This window comes from Streptomyces sp. NPDC005492, from assembly GCF_040605995.1.
Classification (GTDB): Bacteria; Actinomycetota; Actinomycetes; order Streptomycetales; family Streptomycetaceae; genus Streptomyces.
Window position 1 is genome coordinate 206716 of record NZ_JBEXDX010000010.1, and the last position, 24741, is coordinate 231456.

Annotated in this window: 22 protein-coding genes and 2 tRNA genes; 6 read left to right on the top strand and 18 right to left on the bottom strand. The window is 69.2% G+C overall.

Going from position 1 to position 24741, the window contains the following annotated elements; genetic code table 11:
- Positions 1–17: 17 nt before the first annotated feature.
- From mreD to ABZT04_RS17015, 12 genes are all read right to left on the bottom strand, one after another.
- Complete coding sequence (mreD, locus tag ABZT04_RS16960; protein WP_356057142.1) at positions 18–686, bottom strand: rod shape-determining protein MreD; 669 nt, start codon at positions 684–686, stop codon at positions 18–20.
- A 12-nt stretch (positions 687–698) separates the two neighbouring features.
- A complete protein-coding gene (gene mreC / locus ABZT04_RS16965) occupies positions 699–1640 on the bottom strand; it encodes a rod shape-determining protein MreC (protein WP_356057144.1) in 942 nt (313 codons plus the stop codon).
- A gap of 163 nt (positions 1641–1803) precedes the next feature.
- Complete coding sequence (locus ABZT04_RS16970; RefSeq protein ID WP_033328053.1) at positions 1804–2823, bottom strand: rod shape-determining protein; 1020 nt, start codon at positions 2821–2823, stop codon at positions 1804–1806.
- A gap of 277 nt (positions 2824–3100) precedes the next feature.
- Positions 3101–3514: a nucleoside-diphosphate kinase gene (gene ndk, locus ABZT04_RS16975; protein ID WP_356057146.1), complete on the bottom strand. Its 414-nt coding sequence runs from the start codon at positions 3512–3514 to the stop codon at positions 3101–3103.
- Between the two features lie 82 nt (positions 3515–3596).
- A complete protein-coding gene (locus ABZT04_RS16980) occupies positions 3597–3953 on the bottom strand; it encodes a DUF4233 domain-containing protein (RefSeq protein WP_356057148.1) in 357 nt (118 codons plus the stop codon).
- A 6-nt stretch (positions 3954–3959) separates the two neighbouring features.
- Complete coding sequence (locus tag ABZT04_RS16985; RefSeq protein ID WP_356057150.1) at positions 3960–5447, bottom strand: folylpolyglutamate synthase/dihydrofolate synthase family protein; 1488 nt, start codon at positions 5445–5447, stop codon at positions 3960–3962.
- 108 nt (positions 5448–5555) lie between these two features.
- The gene (locus tag ABZT04_RS16990; protein WP_356057152.1) at positions 5556–8180 is read right to left on the bottom strand and encodes a valine--tRNA ligase; all 2625 of its coding nucleotides are present in this window, start codon (positions 8178–8180) and stop codon (positions 5556–5558) included.
- A gap of 119 nt (positions 8181–8299) precedes the next feature.
- Complete coding sequence (gene clpX, locus ABZT04_RS16995; protein ID WP_019065572.1) at positions 8300–9586, bottom strand: ATP-dependent Clp protease ATP-binding subunit ClpX; 1287 nt, start codon at positions 9584–9586, stop codon at positions 8300–8302.
- Between the two features lie 161 nt (positions 9587–9747).
- Positions 9748–10428: an ATP-dependent Clp protease proteolytic subunit gene (locus tag ABZT04_RS17000; protein ID WP_356057155.1), complete on the bottom strand. Its 681-nt coding sequence runs from the start codon at positions 10426–10428 to the stop codon at positions 9748–9750.
- A 49-nt stretch (positions 10429–10477) separates the two neighbouring features.
- Positions 10478–11080, bottom strand: a complete 603-nt coding sequence (locus ABZT04_RS17005) for an ATP-dependent Clp protease proteolytic subunit (protein ID WP_356057262.1) — start codon at positions 11078–11080, stop codon at positions 10478–10480.
- Positions 11081–11320: 240 nt separating this feature from the next.
- On the bottom strand, positions 11321–12700 hold the full coding sequence (gene tig / locus ABZT04_RS17010) for a trigger factor (RefSeq protein WP_356057157.1): 1380 nt from the start codon (positions 12698–12700) through the stop codon (positions 11321–11323).
- Positions 12701–12904: 204 nt separating this feature from the next.
- Positions 12905–12981: transfer RNA gene (locus ABZT04_RS17015), tRNA-Pro, on the bottom strand.
- A gap of 153 nt (positions 12982–13134) precedes the next feature.
- On the opposite strand from ABZT04_RS17015, the gene ABZT04_RS17020 reads away from it, so the two are divergent.
- Positions 13135–13208, top strand: a tRNA-Gly gene (locus ABZT04_RS17020).
- 101 nt (positions 13209–13309) lie between these two features.
- Here the strand turns inward: ABZT04_RS17020 and ABZT04_RS17025 are convergent.
- Positions 13310–13504: a hypothetical protein gene (locus ABZT04_RS17025; protein WP_026151384.1), complete on the bottom strand. Its 195-nt coding sequence runs from the start codon at positions 13502–13504 to the stop codon at positions 13310–13312.
- Positions 13505–13809: 305 nt separating this feature from the next.
- Here ABZT04_RS17025 and ABZT04_RS17030 point away from each other — a divergent pair, with 305 nt between their 5' ends.
- Positions 13810–14949, top strand: coding sequence for an acyltransferase family protein (locus ABZT04_RS17030; protein WP_356057159.1), 1140 nt, complete (start codon positions 13810–13812; stop codon positions 14947–14949).
- On the opposite strand, the gene ABZT04_RS17035 is transcribed toward ABZT04_RS17030, so the two are convergent.
- On the bottom strand, positions 14946–15401 hold the full coding sequence (locus ABZT04_RS17035) for an HD domain-containing protein (protein WP_356057161.1): 456 nt from the start codon (positions 15399–15401) through the stop codon (positions 14946–14948). The genes ABZT04_RS17030 and ABZT04_RS17035 overlap by 4 nt on opposite strands.
- A complete protein-coding gene (locus tag ABZT04_RS17040; protein ID WP_356057163.1) occupies positions 15398–16579 on the bottom strand; it encodes a PP2C family protein-serine/threonine phosphatase in 1182 nt (393 codons plus the stop codon). The genes ABZT04_RS17035 and ABZT04_RS17040 overlap by 4 nt, the downstream gene beginning before the upstream one ends.
- A 162-nt stretch (positions 16580–16741) precedes the next feature.
- Between ABZT04_RS17040 and ABZT04_RS17045 the strand changes: the two genes are divergently transcribed.
- The gene (locus ABZT04_RS17045; RefSeq protein WP_356057165.1) at positions 16742–18001 is read left to right on the top strand and encodes a GNAT family N-acetyltransferase; all 1260 of its coding nucleotides are present in this window, start codon (positions 16742–16744) and stop codon (positions 17999–18001) included.
- A gap of 19 nt (positions 18002–18020) precedes the next feature.
- On the opposite strand, the gene ABZT04_RS17050 is transcribed toward ABZT04_RS17045, so the two are convergent.
- On the bottom strand, positions 18021–18830 hold the full coding sequence (locus ABZT04_RS17050) for a DNA-formamidopyrimidine glycosylase family protein (protein WP_356057167.1): 810 nt from the start codon (positions 18828–18830) through the stop codon (positions 18021–18023).
- Between the two features lie 67 nt (positions 18831–18897).
- Positions 18898–19383, bottom strand: a complete 486-nt coding sequence (locus ABZT04_RS17055) for a ribose-5-phosphate isomerase (protein WP_356057169.1) — start codon at positions 19381–19383, stop codon at positions 18898–18900.
- 203 nt (positions 19384–19586) lie between these two features.
- Between ABZT04_RS17055 and ABZT04_RS17060 the strand changes: the two genes are divergently transcribed.
- The gene (locus tag ABZT04_RS17060; protein ID WP_356057171.1) at positions 19587–21017 is read left to right on the top strand and encodes an amino acid permease; all 1431 of its coding nucleotides are present in this window, start codon (positions 19587–19589) and stop codon (positions 21015–21017) included.
- A gap of 142 nt (positions 21018–21159) precedes the next feature.
- Positions 21160–22479 carry an FAD-binding oxidoreductase gene (locus ABZT04_RS17065; RefSeq protein ID WP_356057173.1) on the top strand — a complete coding sequence of 440 codons (1320 nt, stop codon included), beginning with the start codon at positions 21160–21162 and terminating at the stop codon, positions 22477–22479.
- Here ABZT04_RS17065 and ABZT04_RS17070 read toward each other — a convergent pair.
- Positions 22463–23044: a biotin transporter BioY gene (locus ABZT04_RS17070; RefSeq protein WP_356057175.1), complete on the bottom strand. Its 582-nt coding sequence runs from the start codon at positions 23042–23044 to the stop codon at positions 22463–22465. The genes ABZT04_RS17065 and ABZT04_RS17070 overlap by 17 nt on opposite strands.
- A gap of 398 nt (positions 23045–23442) precedes the next feature.
- Between ABZT04_RS17070 and ABZT04_RS17075 the strand changes: the two genes are divergently transcribed.
- Positions 23443–24669, top strand: coding sequence for an ROK family protein (locus tag ABZT04_RS17075; RefSeq protein ID WP_356057177.1), 1227 nt, complete (start codon positions 23443–23445; stop codon positions 24667–24669).
- Positions 24670–24741: the final 72 nt, after the last annotated feature.

A 24741-nucleotide genomic window follows, 5' to 3' on the forward strand; every position in this document is an offset into this window, starting at 1 on the left:
CGCCAACTCCCCTGTCCTCAAAGCCGCTTGACCCCCTTGATGCGCCCGGCGCGGGCCACCCGCGCGCGGGCCGTCTTCATCCGGAGTCCGCCGCGCTGGCCGCCGATCTTCAGGCCGGTGCCCGAGGCGAGCCAACCCGAGGAGATGTCGGCCGACTTGGCGGCGTTGGTCTCGGCGAGCGGGTCGTTGTCGACGCGCCGGGCCAGCGCCATGACGCCGGGGACGACGAACGGGGCGAGCAGCAGGTCGTAGAGGGCGGCCGTGAACAGCAGGCTGCCGAGGCCCACATGGCGGGCGGTGGTGTCGCCGACGAGGGCGCCGACACCGGCGTAGAGGAGGGTGGCGCCGATGGCGGCGGCGACCACGACGGCCATCGGGCCGGTCGCCGACTTGAGGCGGCCGTTCTCCGGTTTGGTGAGGCCCGCGAGGTAGCCGATCACGCAGAGCACGAGCGCGTAGCGGCCGGCCGCGTGGTCGGCGGGCGGGGCGAGGTCGGCGAGGAGTCCGGCACCGAAGCCGATGAGTGCGCCCGTGACATGGCCGTAGACCATGGCGAGGCCGAGGACGGTGAGGAGCAGCAGGTCGGGGACGGCGCCGGGGAGGTGGAGGCGGGCGAGGACGCTCACCTGGATCACGAGGGCGACGACGACCAGCGGCACGGAGAGCAGGATCCGGTTGACACGCATGGGGAGGAGCTCCTACTGCTGTTGCTGGCCGTCGACCGGCGCGTTCGCGGACGGGGTGACCGTGACGGTCACCGTCGGGGTCGGGGTCGGCTTGGGTTTCGCGGGCAGGACCGTGTCGCGCGGGTCCTTCTTCGGGGCCTCCACGACCACGCCGACGATGTCGAGTTTGGTGAAGTTGACGTACGGCGTGACGTACAGCGTGCGGGTCAGGCCGCCGCTGGAGGGGTCCACGCGGGAGACGGTACCGACCGGGACACCGGGCACGAACGGCTTGTCGGCCTGCGAGCCGAAGGTGATGAGCCGGTCGCCCTTCCGCACCTCGGCCTTGCCGTTGAGGAGTTCGACGCGCAGCGGGCCGTCGCCCTCGCCGGAGGCGAAGCCGAGTTCGTCGTTGCCCTCCATGCGGGTGCCGACGGTGAAGTCGGGGTCGTTGGCGAGCAGGACGGTGGAGGCGTCGGGGCCGACGGTCGTGACGCGGCCGACCAGTCCGTCGCCGTTGAGGACGGTCATGTCGCGCTTGATGCCGTCGTTGGCGCCGATGTCGATGGTGATCGTCCAGGAGAAGCTCTGGGCGGCTCCTATCGCGATGACCTGGGCGCCCTTGATGCCGTACTGGCCCTCGCCGGCCACCTTCAGAATCTTGTCGAGCTGGGTCAGGCGGCTGCGGTTGCGGTCGTCGCTGCCGAGCTTCGCCTTGAGGGCCGCGTTCTCCTTCTCCAGGAGCGCGAGCCGGTCGTGCCGCGCACCGGAGTCACGGACCGCGGAGACCGCGTCACCGACCGGGTTGACGGCGGACGACACGCCGTTCTCGATCGGGCCGAACACGGTGGCCGCGGCCCGGCGGGCGCCCTCGACCGGCGAGTCCTGCCCTCCCCGGATGTCCACCGTGATCAACGCGAACGCGACGGCGATCAGCAGCACCAGGAGCAGCCGGCTCTCTCGTGTGTCCCTCACGTGCGGCGGCCGTGCCTTCCTCATAGAAATGTGCAGAGGTTCGGGTATGCAGGTGTTGTGCGTGCGGATGGCTACAGAGACTTATGACGGAGCCTATGCCTCCGTATCAACGATCCGCCGCACGAGAGGGGATCATCCCGTACGGCGGAATCGAAGCGTTACGTCATCTGCGCGGCTGGGCGTCCAGGACCTGCTGGAGCGCCTCGAACTCCTCGACGCACTTGCCGGAGCCGAGCGCCACGCTGTCCAGCGGGTCCTCGGCGATGTGGATCGGCATACCGGTCTCCCGGCGCAGCCGCTCGTCCAGACCGCGCAGCAGGGCTCCGCCGCCGGTCAGAACGATTCCGCGGTCCATGACGTCGCCGGACAGCTCCGGCGGGCACTTGTCGAGGGTCGTCTTCACCGCGTCGACGATCGCGTTGACGGGCTCTTCGATCGCCTTGCGGACTTCGGCGGCGGAGATCACGACGGTCTTGGGCAGACCGGAGACCAGGTCCCGGCCGCGGATTTCGGTGTGCTGGTCGTCGTCGAGGTCGTACGCGGAACCGATCGTGATCTTGATCTGCTCAGCCGTCCGCTCACCGAGGAGGAGCGAGTACTCCTTCTTGATGTGCTGGATGATCGCGTTGTCCAACTCGTCGCCCGCGACGCGGATGGACTGGGCGGTGACGATGCCACCGAGCGAGATGACCGCGACCTCCGTGGTGCCGCCGCCGATGTCCACCACCATGTTGCCCGTGGCCTCGTGGACCGGCAGGCCGGAACCGATGGCCGCGGCCATGGGCTCCTCGATGATGTGCACCTGGCGGGCGCCGGCCTGGGACGACGCCTCGATGACGGCACGGCGCTCGACGCCGGTGATGCCCGAGGGCACACAGACGACGACACGGGGGCGGGCGAGGTAGCGCCGCTTGTGGATCTTCAGGATGAAGTAGCGGAGCATGCGCTCGGTGATCTCGAAGTCGGCGATGACACCGTCCTTCAGCGGGCGCACGGCAACGATGTTGCCCGGCGTCCGCCCGATCATCTTCTTGGCTTCGGAGCCGACCGCGAGAATGCCACCGGTGTTGGTGTTGATCGCGACGACGGACGGCTCGTTGAGTACGATCCCGCGACCCCTGACGTACACCAGCGTGTTGGCGGTCCCGAGGTCGACAGCCATGTCACGGCCGATGAACGACATTGAGTTCCCCATCAGGATTCGTCTGGCCTTCCCGGGAGCTTTTGAGGGCTTTTCAGGTCGGCGAAGTGGGTGCTGTGACGTGAAGGCTTCCATCGTAGACGCGCCTGCACGAACACTGCGCGAGGGTCTTCGCCATTGTCAGCATGCGAGGTGTCGCCTCGCTTGTGGAGACGGCCCATCGGGGGCATGCGTTCCCCCGATCGGCACGCATATGCCAAGAGACGGCCGGAAATAACGCGGCCGCCCCTGGTCAGACATGTGGGTTACTGATGGAGATTCAGACGCGCCCGGGGAAGAAGATCTTCACCTCGCGTTCGGCGGACTCCTCCGAGTCCGAGGCGTGGATCAGGTTCTCCCGGACGATGACCCCGAAGTCGCCGCGGATCGAGCCCGGCGCGGCGGCGATCGGGTCGGTCGGACCGGCCAGGGCGCGCACACCCTCGATGACCCGCTCACCCTCGACGATCAGGGCGACGACCGGACCGGAGGCCATGAACTCCACCAGCGGCTCGTAGAAGACCTTGCCCTTGTGCTCGCCGTAGTGCTGCTCCAGGGTGTCCTGGTCCAGGGTGCGCAGCTCCAGCGCGGTGATCTGCCAGCCGGCCTTGCGCTCGATGCGGCTGATGATCTCGCCGGTCAGGCCACGACGGACGGCGTCGGGCTTGAGCAGGACGAGGGTGCGCTGGGTCACGACGGGGCTCCTTCGGATCATGATGGTGCGTGCGGGGCGTCTCACGACAAAGCCGAGGCTACAGGGCGTGTCCGTGCGCCCATTACGCAACGTCAGGTGTAGTGGAGGCGGCCTGCGCGGCGAACCTCGCCTTGGCCTCGTCGATCTTCCGGCCGTAGTGCACCGACGCCCACCACAGGGCCGCGAAGATCGCCCCGAGGAAGAACATGGACGGCACCACGAAGCCCGCCGCGATCAGCGCGATCTGCAGCGCCCAGCCGAGCGCGATGCCGGCCGGCCGGGTCACCACCCCGCACAGCGCGACGGACAGGAACATGGCGATCCCGCAGACCGTCCACACGGTGGACGTGGCCAGGTCGGGGTCCTTCATGGCGACCAGACCGGCGAAGCCGATCACGAAGAACTCGCCGATCAGCGTCGAGGAACAGAGCGTACGCACGGAAAGTCAGCCCCTCCCCAGGAGCAGTCGGGCCTCGCCGACGGTGATGACGGAACCGGTGACGAGCACCCCGCCGCCCGCGAACTCGCCCTCCTCCTCGGCCAGCGTGATCGCGGCGTCCAGGGCGTCGGGCAGCCGCGGCTCGACCTGCACCCGCTCGTCGCCGAACACCTCGACGGCGATGGCGGCCAGCTCGTCCACGTCCATCGAGCGGTGACTGGAGTTCTGGGTGATGACGACCTCGGCGAACATCGGCTCGAAGGCTTCGAGCAGCCCGCGTACGTTCTTGTCGCCGCTGGCCGCGACCACGCCGATCAGCCGGCTGAAGTCGAAGGCCTCCGCCACCGCTTCGGCGGTGGCACGGGCGCCCGCCGGGTTGTGCGCCGCGTCGAGCACCACCGTGGGCGACCGCCGTACGACCTCCAGCCGCCCCGGTGAGGTGACGGACGCGAACGCCTTGCGAACCGTGTCGATCGCGAGCGGATCGGGCCGCTGCGCACCCACACCGAAGAACGCCTCCACGGCGGCGAGCGCCACGGCCGCGTTGTGCGCCTGGTACGGCCCGTGCAGCGGGAGATAGATCTCCTCGTACTCCCCGCCCAGACCCCGCAGGTTGAGGAGCTGCCCGCCGACCGCGACCTGCCGGGACACGACCCCGAACTCCAGCCCCTCCCGGGCCACGGTCGCGTCGACCTCCACCGCCCTCTTCAGCAGCACCTGCGCCGCGTCCACCGGCTGCTGCGCCAGGATCACGGTCGCGTCCTGCTTGATGATCCCGGCCTTCTCGGCCGCGATCTCACCGGTCGTCCCGCCGAGCCGGTCGGTGTGGTCGAGATCGATCGGGGTGACTACGGCGACATCGGCGTCGATGACGTTGGTGGCGTCCCAACTGCCGCCCATCCCCACCTCCACCACGGCCACGTCGACGGGCGCGTCCGCGAACGCGGCGTACGCCATCCCCGTCAGCACCTCGAAGAACGACAGCCGGAACTCCTGCTGCGCGTCGACCATCTCGATGTACGGCTTGATGTCGTTGTACGTCTCGATGAACCGCTCGGCGGAGATCGGGGCGCCGTCGAGGCTGATGCGCTCGGTGATCGACTGGACGTGCGGGGAGGTGTATCTGCCGGTCCGCAGTTCGAAGGCGCCGAGCAGTGCCTCGATCATGCGGGCGGTGGACGTCTTGCCGTTCGTCCCCGTGATGTGGATCGAGGGGTACGACCGCTGCGGGTCGCCGAGCACGTCCATCAGCGCGGCGATACGGCTGACCGACGGCTCCAGCTTCGTCTCGCCCCACCGGGTGGCCAGCTCCGCCTCGACCTCGCGCAGGGCCTTGTCCAGCGCGGGGTCCTCGGGGCGTCCGGGGACGTCCGCCTCGGGGGCGCCGGTGCCCTGGGCGCGGAGGGTGCGGCTGCCGGCCTCGATCACCGCGAGGTCGGGGTCGCGGTCGGTCTCGGCTTCGATGATCTCGTCGAAGGGGTCGCTGTCGGTCACAGGGCCCAGTTTAGGGGTGCGGCCTGGGAAGGGGACGGCTGGTCCTGTCGGACGGGCGCGGGGAACGTGGTGGCTGGTCGCGCAGAGTTCCCCGCGCCCGTCAGGGCCTTACGCCTCCGGCAGGCCGTCCAGTTGATTCTTGATGCGCTCGATGTCCTCGTCCGCCTTGGACAGTCGGCCGCGGATCTTGTCCACGACGTTGTCCGGGGCCTTCGCCAGGAACGCCTCGTTGCCGAGCTTGGCCGTCGCCTGGGCCTTCTCCTTCTCGGCGGCGGCGAGGTCCTTGGCCAACCGCTTCCGCTCCGCCGCGATGTCGATCGTGCCGGAGAGGTCGAGGGCGACCGTGGCACCCCCGACCGGCAGGGTGGCCGTCGCCGCGAAGGCGTCGCCCTCCGGCTGCAGACGGAGGAGCTGGCGGATGGCCGCCTCGTGCGGGGCGAGCGCCGTGCCGTCCAGCGTGAGGCGGGCCGGGACGCGCTGGCCGGGCTGGAGACCCTGGTCGGCACGGAAACGGCGGACCTCGGTGATGACCTGCTGGAGCGTCTCGATCTCACGCTCGGCGGCGGGGTCCCGGAAGCCGCTGTCGGTGGGCCAGTCGGCGATGACGATCGACTCGCCACCGGTGAGGGTGGTCCAGAGCGTCTCCGTGACGAAGGGGACGATCGGGTGCAGCAACTTCAGGGTGACGTCGAGGACTTCGCCGAGGACGCGCTTGGAGACCTCGCCCGCCTCACCGCCCGCGATGAACGTCGTCTTGGACAACTCGACGTACCAGTCGAAGACTTCGTCCCACGCGAAGTGGAACAGCGCGTCGGAGAGCTTCGCGAACTGGTAGTCCTCGTAGAGCGCGTCGACTTCGGCGACCGTGGAGTTGAGGCGGGACAGGATCCAGCGGTCGGTCGCCGACAGGCGTGCGGCGTCCGGGAGTTCGCCCTCGACCGTCGCACCGTTCATCAGCGCGAAACGGGTCGCGTTCCAGAGCTTGTTGGCGAAGTTGCGGGAGCCCTGGACCCAGTCCTCGCCGATCGGGACGTCGACGCCCGGGTTGGCGCCGCGCGCCAGGGTGAAACGCAGCGCGTCGGAGCCGTACTTGTCCATCCAGTCGAGCGGATTGACCGCGTTCCCGAAGGACTTGGACATCTTCTTGCCGAACTGGTCGCGGACCATGCCGTGCAGGGCGATGGTGTGGAACGGCGGGGTGCCGTCCATCGCGTAGAGGCCGAACATCATCATCCGGGCGACCCAGAAGAAGAGGATGTCGTAGCCGGTGACCAGGACGGAGTTCGGGTAGAACTTCGCGAGCGACTCGGTCTGTTCGGGCCAGCCGAGGGTGGAGAAGGGCCACAGACCGGAGGAGAACCAGGTGTCGAGGACGTCGGTGTCCTGGTGCCAGCCCTCGCCGGTGGGCGCCTCGTCGTCGGGCCCGACGCAGACGACCTCGCCGTTCGGGCCGTACCAGACGGGGATGCGGTGGCCCCACCACAACTGCCGTGAGATGCACCAGTCGTGGAGGTTGTCGACCCAGTCGAAGTAGCGCTTCTCCATCTCCTGGGGGTGGATCTTGACCCGGCCGTCACGGACCGCGTCGCCGGCCGCCTTCGCGAGCGGGGCGACCTTGACCCACCACTGCATGGACAGCCTGGGCTCGATGGTCGTCTTGCAGCGCGAGCAGTGGCCGACCGAGTGGACGTACGGCCGCTTCTCGGCGACGATCCGGCCCTCGGCGCGCAGCGCGGCGACGATGGCGGAGCGGGCCTCGAAGCGGTCCAGGCCCTGGAAGGGGCCGTGCGCCGTGATGACCGCGTGCTCGTCCAGGACCGTGATGGCGGGCAGGTTGTGACGCTGGCCGATCTCGAAGTCGTTCGGGTCGTGGGCCGGGGTGACCTTGACGGCACCCGTGCCGAACTCGGGGTCGACGTGCTCGTCGGCGACGACCGGGATGGAGCGGCCGGTCAGCGGCAGCTTGATGAGCTTGCCGACGAGGTGCTTGTAGCGCTCGTCCTCGGGGTGAACGGCGACGGCCGTGTCACCGAGCATGGTCTCGGCGCGGGTGGTGGCGACGACGATCGTCTCGTCACCCTCCCCGTACTTCATGGAGACGAGCTCGCCGTCGTCGTCCTGGTACTCGACCTCGATGTCCGAGATGGCCGTCAGACAGCGCGGGCACCAGTTGATGATGCGCTCGGCGCGGTAGATCAACTCATCGTCGTAGAGCCGCTTGAAGATGGTCTGGACGGCCTGCGAGAGGCCCTCGTCCATGGTGAAGCGCTCGCGCGACCACGCGACGCCGTCGCCGAGGCGGCGCATCTGGCCGGAGATCTGGCCGCCGGACTCGCCCTTCCACTGCCAGACCCGCTCGACGAAGGCCTCGCGGCCCAGGTCGTGGCGGGACTTGCCCTCCTTGCCCAACTCCCGCTCGACGACGTTCTGGGTGGCGATGCCGGCGTGGTCCATGCCGGGCTGCCACAGCGTCTCGAAGCCCTGCATGCGCTTGCGGCGCGTGAGGGCGTCGATGAGCGTGTGCTCGAAGGCGTGCCCCAGATGCAGGCTGCCCGTGACGTTCGGCGGCGGGATGACGATCGTGTACGGCGGCTTCTCGCTCTTCGCGTCCGCCTCGAAGTAACCCCGCTCTACCCAGCGCTCGTACAGCGGCCCCTCTACATCGGCCGGCGCGTACTGGGTCGGCAGTTCGGAGTCGGGCGCTGGTGGCTGCTGCTGAGCGTTCTCGGTCACGGGCCCAGTTTAGGGGTGCCGTGGGGGTGTCCTGAAACGCGTTTGTTCTGCGATGCATCTGAAGGGGCCCCGGTCAGTTGGAACTGACCGGGGCCCCTTCGTCGTGAACCGGGTTGCCGCTACGCGGTCTTCTGCTCGCCCGGCCCGCGGCCCCGCGCATCCCGCGGGATCAGGGTCGGGTTGACGTTGGAGAGGACGACGTCCGCCGTGATGACGACGCGGGCCACGTCCTTGCGGGACGGGACTTCGTACATGACGCCCTGGAGGACTTCCTCCATGATGGCGCGCAGGCCGCGGGCGCCGGTCTGGCGGAGGATGGCCTGGTCGGCGATGGCTTCGAGGGCCTCGCGCTCGAAGTCCAGCTCCACACCGTCGAGTTCGAAGAGGCGCTGGTACTGCTTCACCAGTGCGTTGCGCGGCTCGATGAGGATCTGGAGCAGGGCCTCGCGGTCCAGGTTGTGGACCGAGGTGATGACGGGGAGGCGGCCGATGAACTCGGGGATCATGCCGAACTTGACCAGGTCCTCGGGCATGACGTCCTCGAACTGGTCCTTGGACTGCAGCTCCCGCTTGGAGCGGATCGTCGCCCCGAAGCCGATGCCCTTGGCGCCGGCCCTGGACTCGATGAGCTTCTCCAGGCCCGCGAAGGCACCGCCCACGATGAACAGCACGTTCGTCGTGTCGATCTGGATGAACTCCTGGTGGGGGTGTTTACGGCCGCCCTGCGGCGGGACCGAGGCCGTGGTGCCCTCCAGGATCTTCAGCAGGGCCTGCTGGACGCCCTCGCCGGAGACATCGCGGGTGATCGACGGGTTCTCGCTCTTGCGAGCCACCTTGTCGATCTCGTCGATGTAGATGATGCCCGTCTCGGCCTTCTTGACGTCGTAGTCGGCGGCCTGGATGAGCTTCAGCAGGATGTTCTCGACGTCCTCGCCGACATAGCCCGCCTCCGTGAGCGCGGTCGCGTCGGCGATCGCGAACGGGACGTTCAGCATGCGGGCCAGGGTCTGGGCGAGGAGGGTCTTGCCCGAGCCGGTGGGGCCGAGCAGGAGGATGTTGGACTTCGCCAGCTCGATGGCGTCCTCGCGGCTCTGGCCGCCGCCGTTCTCCCCGGCCTGGACGCGCTTGTAGTGGTTGTACACCGCGACCGAGAGTGCCTTCTTCGCCGACTCCTGCCCGACGACGTAGCCCTCGAGGAATTCGTAGATCTCGCGGGGCTTGGGAAGTTCCTCCCAGCGCACCTCGCTCGTCTCCGCGAGTTCTTCCTCGATGATCTCGTTGCAGAGGTCGATGCACTCGTCGCAGATGTACACACCGGGCCCTGCGATGAGCTTCTTGACCTGCTTCTGGCTCTTGCCGCAGAACGAGCACTTGAGCAGATCGCCGCCGTCACCGATGCGTGCCACGGTGTGCTTCCCCTTCGCCTGGGAGCCGCCTGGGTACAGCGACTCCTGGTGCTGCCTTATGTCCGACGGTACCTTGCCGGGCCCCCCGTTCGGGCCCCCCTTGGCACGGTTCACTTCCACGTGGACCGTGCCAAGAGGCGGTAGACGATACAGAGTCCGCGTCAGCGGACGTCGGCGTTGTTCATCTTCCGGGTGGAGATGATCTGGTCGATCAGGCCGTACGACAGGGCGTCCTCGGCCGTGAGGATCTTGTCGCGCTCGATGTCCTCGCGGATCTTGTCCAGCGGGGTGGTCGAGTGCTTGGCCAGCATGTCCTCCAGCTGACCGCGCATGCGGAGGATCTCGTTGGCCGCGATCTCCAGGTCGGAGACCTGGCCCCGGCCCGTCTCGCTGTAGGGCTGGTGGATCAGCACGCGCGCGTTCGGCAGGGCCATGCGCTTGCCGGGGGTGCCGGCGGCCAGCAGGACGGCGGCGGCGGAGGCGGCCTGGCCCATGCAGACCGTCTGGACGTCCGGCTTCACGAACTGCATCGTGTCGTAGATCGCCGTCAGCGCGGTGAAGGAGCCGCCGGGGCTGTTGATGTAGATCGAGATGTCCCGGTCGGGGTCCATCGACTCCAGGCACAGGAGCTGCGCCATGACGTCGTTCGCGGACGCGTCGTCGATCTGGACACCGAGGAAGATCACGCGCTCCTCGAAGAGCTTCGCGTACGGGTCGTACTCGCGCACGCCCTGCGAGGTGCGCTCCACGAAGCGCGGGATCACATAACGGGACTCGGCGGCGGGAGCCGTGTATTCGGCGCGTGCGCGGTCGTACAGGCCGTTGCCGGGGATGTCGTTCACTGTCTCTCTCCTGGGGGCTGTGGCGGTCGGCTGGGGGCTGTCTCGGGGCTCAGGCCCCGGTACCGCCGCCGCCCGGCATACCGGCGGCCGTGGGAATCACGTCGTCGATGAGGCCGTACTCCTTGGCCTCGAGCGCGTCGAACCAGCGGTCGCGGTCCGAGTCGCGGGTGATCTGCTCGATGGTCTGGCCCGTGTGCTGGGACGTGAGCTCGGCCATGCGCTTCTTGGTGTGCAGCAGCCGCTCCGCGTGGATCTTGATGTCGGAGGCCGAACCGGCCAGGCCCGCGGAGGGCTGGTGGATCAGGATCTCGGCGTTCGGGAGGGCGAAGCGCTTGCCCGGGGTGCCCGCGCTGAGGAGGAACTGGCCCATGGAGGCGGCGAGGCCCATGGCGATGGTCACCACGTCGTTCTTGATGAACTGCATGGTGTCGTAGATCGCCATGCCGGCCGTGATCGAGCCGCCGGGGCTGTTGATGTAGAGGTAGATGTCCTTGTCGGGGTCAGCGGCAAGGAGCAGGAGCTGCGCGGTGATCTTGTTCGCGATGTCGTCGTCGACCGCCTGGCCGAGGAAGATGATCCGCTCGCCGAGCAGTCGGTTGTAGACCTGGTCGCCGAGGCCACCGATGGAGGGCTCGCCGGCGGCTGTAGGCATCAGATTCGTCACGTATCCACCTGCTCGTCTTTACGACGGCGCCGGGCCGTCTCACGTGTACTGCCGGGGGCAATGGGGACTCCCCTGCCCTCGTATTCATGGACCCTAACGCGCGGGTCCCTTCGGGGAATCCCGCAAAGGGAACTGTTCGCTGTCAGCGCATGTACTGCGCTGATGAGACCCCGGGTAAGGGCAAGGGCCCCGGGACGCGATGTCCCCGGGGCCCTTGTGCGTGCGTGCTTACGCCTCGGTCGGCTCCTCGGCGGCGGCCTCGGCCGTCTCCGTGGCCGTCTCGGCGGCGTCGTCTTCCTCGTCCTCCAGGTCGACGATCTCGCCGTTGGTGTCCTTCACCGTGGCGGCCTCGACCACGACGGCCAGGGCCTTGCCGCGGGCGACCTCGCCGACCAGGAGCGGAACCTGGCCGCCCTCGACGACCGCCTGGGCGAACTGGTCGGGGGACATGCCGGAGGAGGCCGCGCGCCGCATGAGGTGCTCGGTGAGCTCCTCCTGGTTGACGTTCAGCTTCTCCTTGTTGACGAGCTCGTCGAGGACGAACTGCGTCTTGATGCCCTTGACCGCGGCTTCCTTGGTCTCGGCGTCGAACTCCTCGGCCGTCTTGCCCTGGATCTCCAGGTACTTGTCGAGGTCGAGGCCCATCTGACCGAGCTGGTGGTGCTCCAGGTTGTGCTTGCGGGTGTTGATCTCGTCCTCGAGGAGCTTCTCGGGGACGGGCACCTCGACGAGCTCCAGCAGCTTCTCCAGGACGCGCTCCTGGGCCTGCGTGGCCTGGTCGTACTGCTTCATGTTCTCGAGGCGCTTGCGGCTGTCGGCGCGCAGCTCCTCCAGGGTGTCGAACTCCGAGGCGAGCTGGGCGAACTCGTCGTCCAGTGCGGGCAGTTCGCGGGCGGCGACCTGGGTGACCTTGACGGTGACCTGGGCCTCCTGGCCGGCCCCGGAGCCGCCCTTGAGCTCGGAGGCGAAGGTTGCCTCGCCGCCGGCCTCCAGGCCGGTGACGGCCTCGTCCACGCCGTCGAGCAGCTCGCCGGAGCCGATGGTGTAGGAGACGCCCTCGGCGACGCCGTCCTCCAGGACCTCGCCGTCGACCTTGGCCTCCAGGTCGAGGGTGACGACGTCACCGTCGGCGGCGGCGCGCTCGACCGGGGAGGTCGAGGCGAAGCGCTCGCGGAGCTGCTCGACCGACTTGTCGATGTCCTCTTCGCTGACCTCTACGGCGTCGACCTCGACCTCGATGCCGGAGTAGTCCGGGATCTCGATGGTCGGGCGGATGTCGACCTCGGCGGTGAAGTTCAGCGTCTCGCCGTCCTTCAGCTCCGTGATGTCGACCTCGGGCTGGCCGAGCGGGTTGAGCTCCGCCTCGTTGACCGCGTCGGTGTAGAACTTCGGAAGCGCGTCGTTGACCGCCTCCTCCAGGACCGCACCGCGGCCGAACCGCTGGTCGATGACGCGCGCCGGGATCTTGCCCTTCCGGAAGCCCTTCACCGTGACCTGCTGGTTGATCTTCTTGTACGCCGCGTCGAGGCTGTCCTTGAGCTCCTCGAAGGGCACCTCGATGCTGAGCCGAACCCGGGTCGGGTTCAGGGTCTCCACGGCGCTCTTCACGGTTCGGTCTCCTTGGGGGCTGACTTCTTGGGTTGCGGACCCAGACAGGTCCGGCGGTTTCTGGTCGCCCGGAGGACTTCAGAGTGTGAGACACACGGGCGCGCAGCTTGCATAGTAGCCGCAGCGACTGGACGCCCCAAAAGGCGATCTCACGAGGTACTCGCGAGTCCTCGCGTGGTAGGCCGGTCCCGAAGGTCCGGCAGGTGGTCGGGGTGGCGGGATTTGAACCCACGGCCTTCCGCTCCCAAAGCGGACGCGCTACCAAGCTGCGCCACACCCCGTCTGGTGCGAGACGTAGGGTACATGCCCGCAGGCAGTGGGGCCGCCGCATTTCCCGAGCGCCGGGGTGCGGGGAATCGGGGTGTGCGCCAAAGGCACCCGACCCGCTACGATGCTCTCTGTGCCGCGGTCTTCTGACCTGCGGCGCGTCATGTGCGGGCGTAGCTCAATGGTAGAGCACTAGTCTTCCAAACTAGCTACGCGGGTTCGATTCCCGTCGCCCGCTCCACACGACTCAGGGCCAGGTCGGAGGATCGATCCTCCGACCTGGCTCTGGTCGTTTCCGGGGCCGTGAAGCCGTGGCCGTGCGCCGTCGCGCACGCCCCTCCATCAGAAGCTGATCGAGTTGATCGTCTCCGCCAGCGAGTTGATGAACCGGTTGATGGACGGTGCCATGCCGGTCGAGGCGAGGAAGAAGCCGAAGAGGATCGCGACTATGGCTGGGCCCGCCTTGATCGATCCCCCTCGGATCAACACCACCAGGATGATCGCCAACAGCAGCACCACAGACAGTGAAATGGCCACAACTGATCACACCCTCGGTCGGTCCGCAATCCCGGCCCGGGGACGCCGTGCCGCGCACCCCCGCCAGAACCATCGTGCCACCAACGCGGCCCACCTATGCGGCGGGTGACGCATCGTTGGCCTCAAAGGTTCGGAACAGGTTCGTTCGCAGCCCGTTCGAATTATTGGCAGCAGCACACGAACAGCCGTTCCTGGCAAGCTCTTTTGCTCCTTTTGATCGGGATGAATCATGACATCGTGCGCAGATTTCGGACGCGTGCCCGATGGTTTTACCGATTCCCACGGGCAACGCTAGGGTGCCTCAAATGTTCCACGCTGCCACGCCTCCCGGCCAGAACGAACAGAGCAAACAGAACGAAAAGAACGAACAGCCCAAACAGCGCGACGCGTTTTTCGACAACGCGAAGTACCTGGCGATCCTGCTGGTCGCCATGGGGCACTCCTGGGAGCCGCTCAAGGGCGACAGCAGAGTGCTTCAGGGCCTGTACATGGTCGTGTACAGCTTCCACATGCCGGCCTTCATCATCATCTCCGGCTATTTCTCCCGGAGTTTCGACTTCCGCCCCGACCGCCTGAAGCGGCTCCTCACCGGTGTCGCGGTGCCGTACATCCTCTTCGAGATCGCGTACTCGCTCTTCTCCCGGTACGCCAACGACGACCCGCACCAGAAGATCACCCTCCTCGACCCGCTGTATCTCACCTGGTTCCTCTGCGCGTTGTTCATCTGGCGGCTGACCACCCCGATCTGGAAACTGGTCCGCCACCCGCTGCCCCTCGCCCTCGGCATCGCGATGCTCGCGTCCTGCACCCCGGACCTGACCGACGACTTCGACCTGCAGCGGCTGGCGCAGTTCCTGCCGTACTTCGTGCTCGGCCTGGTCCTGAAGCCCGAGCACTTCCGGCTGGTGCGCCGCCGCGAGGTGCGGATGCTGGCGGTGCCGTTGTTCGTGGGCGCCGTGCTGTTCGGCTGGTGGGCGGTGCCGCGGATGAACGCCGGCTGGTTCTACCACCACGACTCCGCGCAGGAGTTCGGCGCGCCCTGGTGGGCCGGGCCGGTGATGATGCTCCTGATGTTCGCCTGCTCGGTGCTGCTGACCGCGGGCTTCTACTCCTGGGTGCCGAGCCGGAAGACCTGGTTCACGGCGCTCGGCGCGGGCACGCTGTACGGCTATCTGCTGCACGGCTTCCTGATCAAGGGGGCCGGTTACGCGGGCCTGTTCGACCACGCCTGGCTGCACCGGCCCTACGGCGTCGCCCTGGTGACCACCCTCGCGGCGACCGCCGTCACCCTGCTGTGCACCCCGCCCGTACGACGCGTGTTCCGCTTCGTCATCGAGCCGGACATGGAGTGGGCGTTCAAGCGTGACGCGGCCGAACTGGCGCGCGGCCGCGAGCAGTTCGGGCAGCCGGGGCCGCAACCCGTGCTGGAGAACGCCGGCGTCTAGTCGGGGATCCCCAGACCGAGAAGTGCGCGCATCCGTGCGTACTTCTCGGTCAGTCGCGTCCGGGTCGGTCCGTCGAGGACCGCGAGGCGGGCCGGGTCCGCGTTGTGCGCCAGGTCCGCCTCCTTCACCAGGAGCGCGCCGGGGGTCGCGAGAATGCGCCGGGCGTACGCCTCCGGGGGCTCCCCGGCCCGCTTGGTGACCGCGCGCACGATGTCCTTCGTACGACGGCTCAGCGCGGCCTCCTCCAGCCACCGCTCGGTGAGCGCGTCGTCCTCCACGGAGTCGTGCAGCCAGGCCGCCGCGATCTGGTCCGCGTCCCCGCCCCGCGCGCGGACGCCCTCCGCGACGGCCCGCAGATGCTCGGCGTAGGGGCGGCCCGCCTTGTCGGTCTGGCCCTCGTGGGCGGCGCGGGCGAGGGCCTCGACCTCGGTCGGGGTGAGGAGCGCGGTCACCGGGGCAGCGCCGCCGCAGTGGGGCCCTCGCGGCAGACCAGCAGCAGGGCGCGGTCGTCGTTGACGTCCTTGGCCACCGCCTCGATCAGATGCCAGGCGGCGCCGTGGAAGCCGCCGGCGACATAGCGGTCGGCCTCGCCGGTGAGGCGGTCGATGCCCTCGACGATGTCGCGTTCGGAGGTCTCCACCAGGCCGTCCGTGAACAGCATCAGCACGTCTCCGGGCCGCAGCGTTCCCTTCACGGGGTCGAACTGGGCGCCGTCGTACACACCCAGCAGCGGCCCTTCCGCCGCCTTCTCCTCCCAGCGTCCGCTGCCCGCGCTGAGCTGGAGGCCCGGCGGATGGCCGGCGGAGAAGAGTTCGTAGTCCCCGGAGTCGAGGTCCAGGACGAGGTGGATCGAGGTCGCGAAGCCCTCGTCCCAGTCCTGGCGGAGCAGATAGCCGTTGGCGGCGGGCAGGAAGGCGTGCGGGGGCAGGGAGCCCAGCAGGCCGCCGAAGGCGCCCGACAGCAGCAGGGCGCGGGAGCCCGCGTCCATGCCCTTGCCGGAGACATCGGTGAGGACGACCTCCATCGTCCGGCCGCCGTTGGTCCGGGCCGCGACGACGAAGTCGCCGGAGAACGACTGGCCGCCGGCCGGCCGCAGCGCCATCTCCCGGTGCCAGCCGTGCGGCAGTTGAGGCAGTTTGCTCTGCACCCGGATCCGCTCACGCAGGTCGAACAGCATGGTGCCGCCGCGCCGCCAGGGCACGCCCACCCGGCTGCGGAACTGGGCGATCAGCAGCCCGAAGAAACCGCACGCGGCCACCACGAGCACCACGCCCGGGGTCACCCGCGACGGGCCCTCGGTGTACGGGCCGAGCTTCACCGACTCGACGATCAATCCGGTGGCCGCCGCCGCGTACAGGCCGAGCAGGCTCGCGGGCCGCAGCAGCAGACCGCCCGCGACGATCGGCAGGACCAGCGCGGCCGGTGAGAACCACACCGCGTTGGCGAGGGTCATGCTCACGATCACCGGGATGGTGAGCAGCAGCCCGGCCAGGGCGACCCAGTCCGAGCCGTCGCCGCGGAAGTAGTCGACGGCACTTCTGCGCAGGCCGGTGCGGACCCGGTGAACCAGCTTCTTCAACCGGGCCGTGAACGTGTCGGCCTCCGCGCGCCGCTCTCGTCCTGCTGCCATTAGTTCGGGACCCTATCCATCCGACCAGCCGCTTGGCACGGGAGGTCCCACTTGTCCCCCCTGCGAGGTTCAACTTCACAGTGAACTTCACCGGAGGCGCTCGCGCTGGCGCCGAGCGGAAATTCCCTGGCTCGTCCTCTATCTCGCTGGTAGTCATGGTCCATGGGGACAGATGCGAGGAACACGCCTGCCGGGCGGACCGAGTTGCGGGTGCTGCGCAAGGACGAGTGGAACACCTGGTACGACACCCTGCTCACCGCCTTCGGTGGCGCCCCGGAGCCGCCCGAGGAGCGTGCGCTGTGGGACCGGCTCACCGAGGTCGACCGCTCCATCGGCGTCTGGGACGGGGACACTTGTGTGGCGACGGCGGGCGCCTTCAGCTTCCGGATCACCGTCCCCGGCGGCGCCTGTGTTCCCGCGGCCGGCGTCACGATGGTCAGTGTGGCCGCCACGCACCGGCGGCGGGGCATCCTCACGTCCATGATGCGGCGGCAGTTGGACGACGTACGGTCCTGGGGCGAACCGCTGGCCGTGCTGACGGCCTCCGAGCCCGCGATCTACGGCCGGTTCGGGTACGGCGCCGCGACCATGCGGACGCTCGTCGAGATCGACACCACCCGGGTGCGGCTGACGACGCCGCCGGGTACGGAGGACGTACGACTGCGCTACGCCGACCCCGTCGCCGTACGCGACCAGTGCGAGGCGGTGTACGCGCGGCGGGTGGCCGGGCGGCCAGGGATGCTCGCGCGGCGGCCCGGGTGGGAGGACCTGCCGCTGCTGGACCCGGAGAGCGAGCGGCAGGGCGGGTCGCCGCTCCAGTGCGTGGTCGCGGAGCGCGAGGGTGAACTCGTGGGCTACGCGCGCTACTTCGTGAAGTCCGAGTGGGAGATCCAGGGCCCGAAGGGCGAGGTCGTGGTGCGTGATGTGGAGGCGCTGGACCCGGTGGCGTACGCGGCGCTGTGGCGGTTCCTCTTCGGCATCGACCTGACCGACAGGGTCAGGTTGCGCAGCCGTGCCGTCGACGACCCCTGGCAGCATCTCGTCTCCGACATCCGCCGGTGCTCCATCCGGCAGGTGGACTCGCTGCACGTACGCCTGGTGGAGCTGGGGGCCGCGCTGGAGGCGCGCACGTATCAGACGCCCCTGGACGTGGTGTTCGAGGTCGAGGACGCCTTCTGCCCCTGGAACGAGGGACGTTGGCGGCTCACCGGCGACGCGAAGGGCGCGTCCTGCAAGCGCACCGAGGATCCGGCCGATCTCGCCCTGTCCGTACGGGAGTTGGGCGCCGCGTATCTCGGCGGGATCTCCCTCGCGTCGCTCGCGGGCGCCGGTCGGGTGCGGGAGCTGCGGACGGGGGCACTGGCGGAGGCGTCACTGGCGTTCGGCTCGACGGTGGCGCCCTGGCTGCCGCACGGGTTCTAGCCCTGCCGTCGTAACCGCCCTACGGCTTCTGGCAGTCGGGGCACCAGAACAGGTTGCGGGCGGCGAGGTCGGCGGTGCGGATCTCGGCGCCACAGATGTGGCAGGGGCGGTTGGCCCGGCGGTAGACGTAGACCTCGCCGCCGTGGTCGTCCACGCGGGGCGGGCGGCCCATCGCCTCGGGGGTGTGTGCGGGGCGGACGGTGTCGATGCGGTTGTCGCGGACGCCCTCGCGCATCAGCGCGACGAGGTCGGCCCAGATCGCGTCCCACTCGGCGGGCGTGATGTCCTTGCCCGCACGGTACGGGTCGATGCCGTGCCGGAAGAGCACCTCGGCGCGGTAGACGTTGCCGACCCCGGCGATGACCTTCTGGTCCATCAGCAGGGCCGCGATCGTCGTACGGCTGCGGGAGATACGCCGGTACGCGAGGGCCGGATCGGAGTCCGGGCGCAGCGGGTCGGGGCCGAGGCGGTCGTGTATCGCGTCCTTCTCGGTGTCCGTGATCAGGGCGCAGGTCGTGGGGCCGCGCAGATCGACGTACGACGTGTCGTTGGCGAGGCGCAGGCGGACGGTGTCCGTGGGTGGGGGCGCGGGGGCGTCGCCGAAGGTCACCTTGCCGAAGAGGCCGAGGTGGATGTGGATCCAGTCGGCGTCCCGGAAACCTAGGAACAGATGCTTGCCGTGGGCCTGGGTGCGGGTGAGTTCCGTGCCGTTCAGCAGCGCGGCGGCGTCGCTGAACTTGCCCTGGGGGCTGGTGACTTGAGCACGGCGCCCGGCGAAGCGGTCGCCGTAGTCCAGCGCGAGCCGGTGAATCGTGTGCCCCTCTGGCACGTGACGCGTTCCTTTCCCACCGGCCCACCCGTCTCGGTCGCTTGACGGGTGGGCCCCGAAAGACGTCCTACTGCTGCGGGTGGTGCGCCGGAATGTCCGGCAGCTCGCCCGTCGTCTCGTACGCCGTCAGCATGTCGATCCGGCGAATGTGCCGCGGGTCCTCGGAGAACGGCGTCGCCAGGAACGTCTCGACGAACTTCACCGCCTCGTCCCGCGTGTGCATGCGCGCACCGACCGCGACGACGTTCGCGTTGTTGTGCTGCCGGCCGAGCGACGCGGTCTCCTCGCTCCAGGCGAGGGCCGCACGGACGCCCTTCACCTTGTTCGCCGCGATCTGCTCGCCGTTGCCGGAGCCGCCGATCACGATGCCGAGGGCCTCGGGGTCGGCGGCCGTGCGCTCGGCGGCGCGGAGGCAGAAGGGCGGGTAGTCGTCCTGGGCGTCGAAGATGTGCGGTCCGCAGTCGACGGGCTCATGACCCGCCTCCTTCAGCCACTCGACGAGGTGGTTCTTGAGTTCGAAGCCCGCATGGTCGGAGCCGAGATACACGCGCATGGGACGAGTGTGACATGCCTGTTTCCGGGAAGCAGCTCCGGGGCCCAGCCCCGTTAAAAACAGGAAACGCCTCGCAACCTCAAGGAAACCTCAAGTAACGATCTGGATTCAAAGGTTCATGAATTCCTTCACCTCCGATTCACTGGACCGACCCGTACACCGCTCGTACGGGCAGCCCCAACCGGCGTAAAGGAACTTCCCCCATGACTGATGGTTCCGGCCTCCAGGCAGGACTCAAGAACCGGCATCTGTCGATGATCGCGATCGGTGGCGTCATCGGCGCCGGTCTGTTCGTCGGTTCCAGCTCGGGCATCGCGACCGCGGGACCCGGCATCCTGCTCTCCTACGCGCTCGTCGGCACGCTCGTGGTGCTGGTGATGCGGATGCTCGGCGAGATGTCGGCCGCGAACCCCACGTCCGGCTCGTTCTCCGCGCACGCCGACCGCGCGCTCGGCCGCTGGGCCGGTTTCTCGATCGGCTGGCTGTACTGGTTCTTCTGGGTCGTCGTGCTCGCCGTGGAGGCGACCGCCGGCGCCAAGATCCTCGAAGGGTGGATACCCGCCGTACCGCAGTGGGGCTGGGCGCTCCTCGTGATGGTGGTGCTGACCGCCACCAACCTGGTCTCCGTCGGCTCCTACGGCGAGTTCGAGTTCTGGTTCGCCGGGATCAAGGTCGTGGCGATCGGCGCGTTCATCGTCGTCGGCGCGCTGGCGATCTTCGGCGTGCTGCCCGGCGCCCACACGGACAAGGCGGGCATCGGCAACCTCACCGACCACGGCGGCTTCCTGCCGAACGGCCCCGGCGCGATCCTGACCGGTGTCCTCCTGGTCGTCTTCTCCTTCATGGGCAGCGAGATCGCCACGCTGGCCGCCGGTGAGTCCGAGGACCCGCAGCGCGCGGTCACCAAGTCGACCAACAGCATCATCTGGCGCATCGGCGTCTTCTACCTCGGCTCGATCCTCGTCGTGGTCTGCCTGCTCCCCTGGAACGACCCGTCGATCAAGGAGCAGGGCTCCTACGTCGCCGCCCTCGACTCCCTCGGTATCGCGCACGCCGGCCAGATCATGAACTTCATCGTGCTGACCTCGGTGCTGTCCTGCCTCAACTCCGGTCTGTACACGGCTTCCCGCATGGCCTTCTCGCTCGGCGGCCGCGGTGACGCGCCGAAGGCGTTCGCCCGTACCACCTCGCGCGGGGTCCCGATGGCGGCGATCATCGCCTCTGTCGTCTTCGGCTTCGTCGCCGTGTTCTTCAACTACGCCTTCCCCGACACCGTGTTCCTCTTCCTCGTCAACTCCTCCGGTGCGGTGGCCCTGTTCGTGTGGCTGGTGATCTGCGCGTCCCAGCTCCGCATGCGGCGGATCATCGAGCGCGAGTCGCCGGAGAAGCTCGTCGTACGGATGTGGCTGTACCCGTATCTGACCTGGGCGACGATCGCCCTGATCGTGTTCGTCCTCGGCTACATGCTCACCGACACCGAGGGCGAGAGCAGCGGCCGCACGACCGTGCTGCTGTCCCTGCTGGTCGCCCTGGCCGTGGTGGCGGTGTCGGTGGTGAAGGAACGCATGCGCGGCGGCCGGCGGGCCGCGGTCACCGAGACGGACACGGACGCGGACACGGTGTCCGTGGGCTAGACGCGTCGCACCGACGGGGAGGGCCGGGTCGCGGAAGCACCCGGCCCTCCCCCTTTCTCCGGCGCACTCGCTCACTCGCTCACTCGCTCACTCGTCGGAAAACCTGACGGTGGATGTCAGGTTATGCGGTCAGCATGGCCGCATGAACCGCACACAGCCGCTCACCTTCCACCCCTCCGATCCCGGATACGAGGAGGAACTGGCCGGATTCCAGACCGGGTTCGCGCAGCATCCCGCCGTGGTCTACGGCGTGGCCTCCGCCGACGACGTGGTCGCCGCCGTGCGGTACGCGGGCGACGCGGGGCTGCAGGTCGGGGTGCAGGCGACCGGGCACGGGATGCCCGGTGACTCCGAGGGTGGGGTGCTGGTCACGACGAGGCGGATGGACGGGGTGCGGGTCGACCCCGGGGCGCGCACCGTCCGGGTCCAGGCGGGCGCGCGGTGGGGACAGGTCGTCGCGGCGGCGGCGCCGTACGGGCTGGCGCCGCTGAACGGTTCCGCGCCGAGCGTGGGGGCGGTGTCGTACACGCTGAGCGGCGGACTGGGCATCCTGGCAAGGGAGTTCGGATACGCGGCCGACCATGTGCGCTCGCTCGACGTCGTCACCGCCGATGGACGACTGCGCCGGGTGACCCGGCAGTCCGAGCCCGACCTGTACTGGGCGCTGCTCGGCGCGGGCCACGCCTTCGGAGTCGTCACGGAGTTGGAGATCGGCCTCGTCCCCGTCCGCACGCTCTACGGCGGCTCACTCGCGTTCGACGGGCGGGAGGTCGATCCCACGGCCCTGCTGCGGGGGTACGAGGAGTGGACGCGGACCGTGCCGGACGAACTGACCTCGTCCTTCGCCGCCGTACCGTACCCGGACCTGGAGGGAATGCCGCCGCATCTGCGCGGGCGGTACGTGGTCTCCGTGCGGGTCGCTTACACGGGCACCAATGGTGAGCAACTCGTAGGCCCGCTACGGAAGTTGGGGCCGCTGCTCGCGGACTCGTTGCGGGAGATGCCGTACGCGGAGAGCCACACGATCCACAGCGATCCGCCCAACCCGCACGCGTACTACGGCGACAGCGCGGTGCTGAGCGAGCTGGACGTCGCGCGGGCGGGCGAGGTGCTGGCCCTCGCCGGGCCGGACGCGCCCGGCATGTGTGTCGTCCAGATCAATCACCTGGGCGGGGCCATGGCGAGGCAGGCGGCGAACTCGGTGCCGTACCGCGAAGGGCGGTTCCTGGTCCGGATGTTGGCCGTGGGGGACCGCGAGTCGGCCCGGGCGCAGTTGGACCCGGCCTTCGCGCTGCTCGCGCCCGAGAGCCTCGGCCGGGCGCTCAACTTCGCGTTCGGGGCCGGTGATCGGACCGAGGGGCTGTACGACGTGGAAACGCGGAAGAGGCTCGCCGAGCTGAAGTCGCGATACGACCCGGCGAACCTCTTCCGCGCGAACTACGGCGTCACTTCCGCTTGTTGACGAACTTCCACGCGGTCGGCGTCGCGCCGATCGCCAGGGCGGCCTTCAGGGCGTCGCCGAGGAGGAACGGGGTGAGGCCCGCGGCGATCGCGGCGCTGGTCGACAGGTCGAGGCTCAGCGCCAGGTACGGGACACCGGTCGCGTAGATGATCGCCTCGCCCAGGATCATCGTGCCCGCCATGCGCGGGACCGAGCGGTCGGCGCCACGGCGGGCCAGGGCGCCGACTGCGGCGGAGGCGAGCAGCATGCCGACGATGTAGCCGAAGGAAGCGCCACTCCCGGAGGTGCCACCGGCGAACCACGGCACACCGGCGAGGCCGAGCAGCGCGTACAGCGCGAGCGAGAGGAAGCCGCGGCCGGCGCCGAGGGACGTGCCTACGAGCAGCGCGGCGAAGGTCTGGCCGGTGACCGGCACCGGGGAGCCCGGCACGGGCACGGAGAGCTGGGCGGCGAGGCCGGTGAGCGCGGCGCCACCGAGCACGAGGGCGATGTCCCGGACGCGGGAGGCGGGCAGCAGGTCGGCGAGGACCTGCCCGGGGCGGGCGGTGGCGACGGCGGTACTCAAGGGGAACTCCGCAGGTTGACGGGGGTGCAGGGGGACACCCGCGACGCTATCCCAGGGCTCTCGGGCCGATCACCGTCAGTGCTCGACAAAGGGTGGATCGGGGACTTGGTGGGCTCCGGACAAAGGATGCCCGCTACACGCGCTCCGGCGTGATGCCGGTCACGCGCACCCCGTGCCGTCTCGCACACCGGTCACCGTCTGGGCAGCCGTGGACCGTTTTGCTAACTTCGAGCACATGGTTGCCCAGGCCCGGAACTTCGCGTCGCGTCGCTATGTCGACCTGCGACGCCAGGCCGCGGCGACCTGTTACCGCCCCTGAGGCGGGCGGAGCGGATCCGGTGCGCCTCGATACATGAGACGACGGCGCACTGTCGGACCCGTTCCCGAGGAAGATCCCCATGCCCCGTAGCGCGGCACCACTTCTCACGCCCCGTTCCACCCACTCCCCCGTCCCCCGCGCCGCCGACAGCGACCGGCGGCGCACCAACGCGAGCGTCGTCCTGCGTACGGTGCTGGAGCACGGCCCGGTGGCCCGCAGCACCATCGCGCGGCTGACCGGGCTGTCCCCGGCGTCGGTCACCGACTACTGCGCCCGCTTCGGCGAACTCGGCCTGATCCTGGAGTCCGCCACACCCCGTCGCTCGAACGGTGTGGGCCGACCCCATGTGCCCGTCGACCTGGACTCGTCACGATTCGTTGTGGGCGGGGTCCATGTGGCCGTGCCCTATACAACGGTGGCGCTGCTGGATCTGCGCGGGCGGGTGGTCGCCGAGCGGCGGATCGGACACGACCGCCACGACCTCGCCGAACCGTCCCGGGTGCTGGCGCGGGCCGCCGAGGGACTGGACGCGCTGCTGACGGAGGCGGCCGGGGCCACACCGCTGGGTGTGGGGGTGGCCGTCGGCGGCTGGGTCGACCGGGACTCCGGGACCGTCGTCGACCATCCGCTGCTGGGCTGGCGGGACGTGCCGGTGCGCGAGCTGCTCGGCGCCCGCACCGGGCTGCCGGTCCATGTCGACGGGCACGCAAGGGCGTTGGTGAACGCGGAGCGCCTCTTCGGGCGGGAAGCCCGGGGCAGCCGTAGCGTGCTGCATCTCTTCGTCGGCAATGTGGTCGACGCGGCCTTCGCCACCAACGACGAGGTGCACCACGGCCCCCGCTCGCAGGCCGGCGCGATCGCCCATCTGCCGCTGGGCGGCGGCACGGAGCCGTGCGACTGCGGGCGGGTCGGCTGCCTCCAAGTGGAGCTGAGCGAACGGACGTTGTGCCGCCGGGCCCGGGAGGCCGGCCTCATCGACGGCGTGGACCCGACCCACGTCGTCGCCGCGGCCGAGCGCGGAGACCCGCTCGCCGTACAGCTGTTGACGCGGCGGGCGCGGATGGCCGGGCGGGCGGCCGGGCTGCTCCTCGACATCCTCAACCCGGAGACGGTGGTCGTCACCGAGCTGGGGATCATCCACCGCGAGGACTGCCTGCGCGCGCTGCGCGAGGAGGTCGGCGACGCGCGGGCGTCCGCTGTCGTACCGACGAGTTTCCCGGATTCCGTACTCGCCGTGGCGGGCGGTTCGGTGATTCTGGACGTGCTGTACCGGGATCCGTTGAGTGTGTCACCGGGGCGTATTTAATTCAGAAACTCGGAATGTTGACAGGGAGCACGCGTGACCGGGAACATCCTGCTCATGAGCCTGCCGATGAGT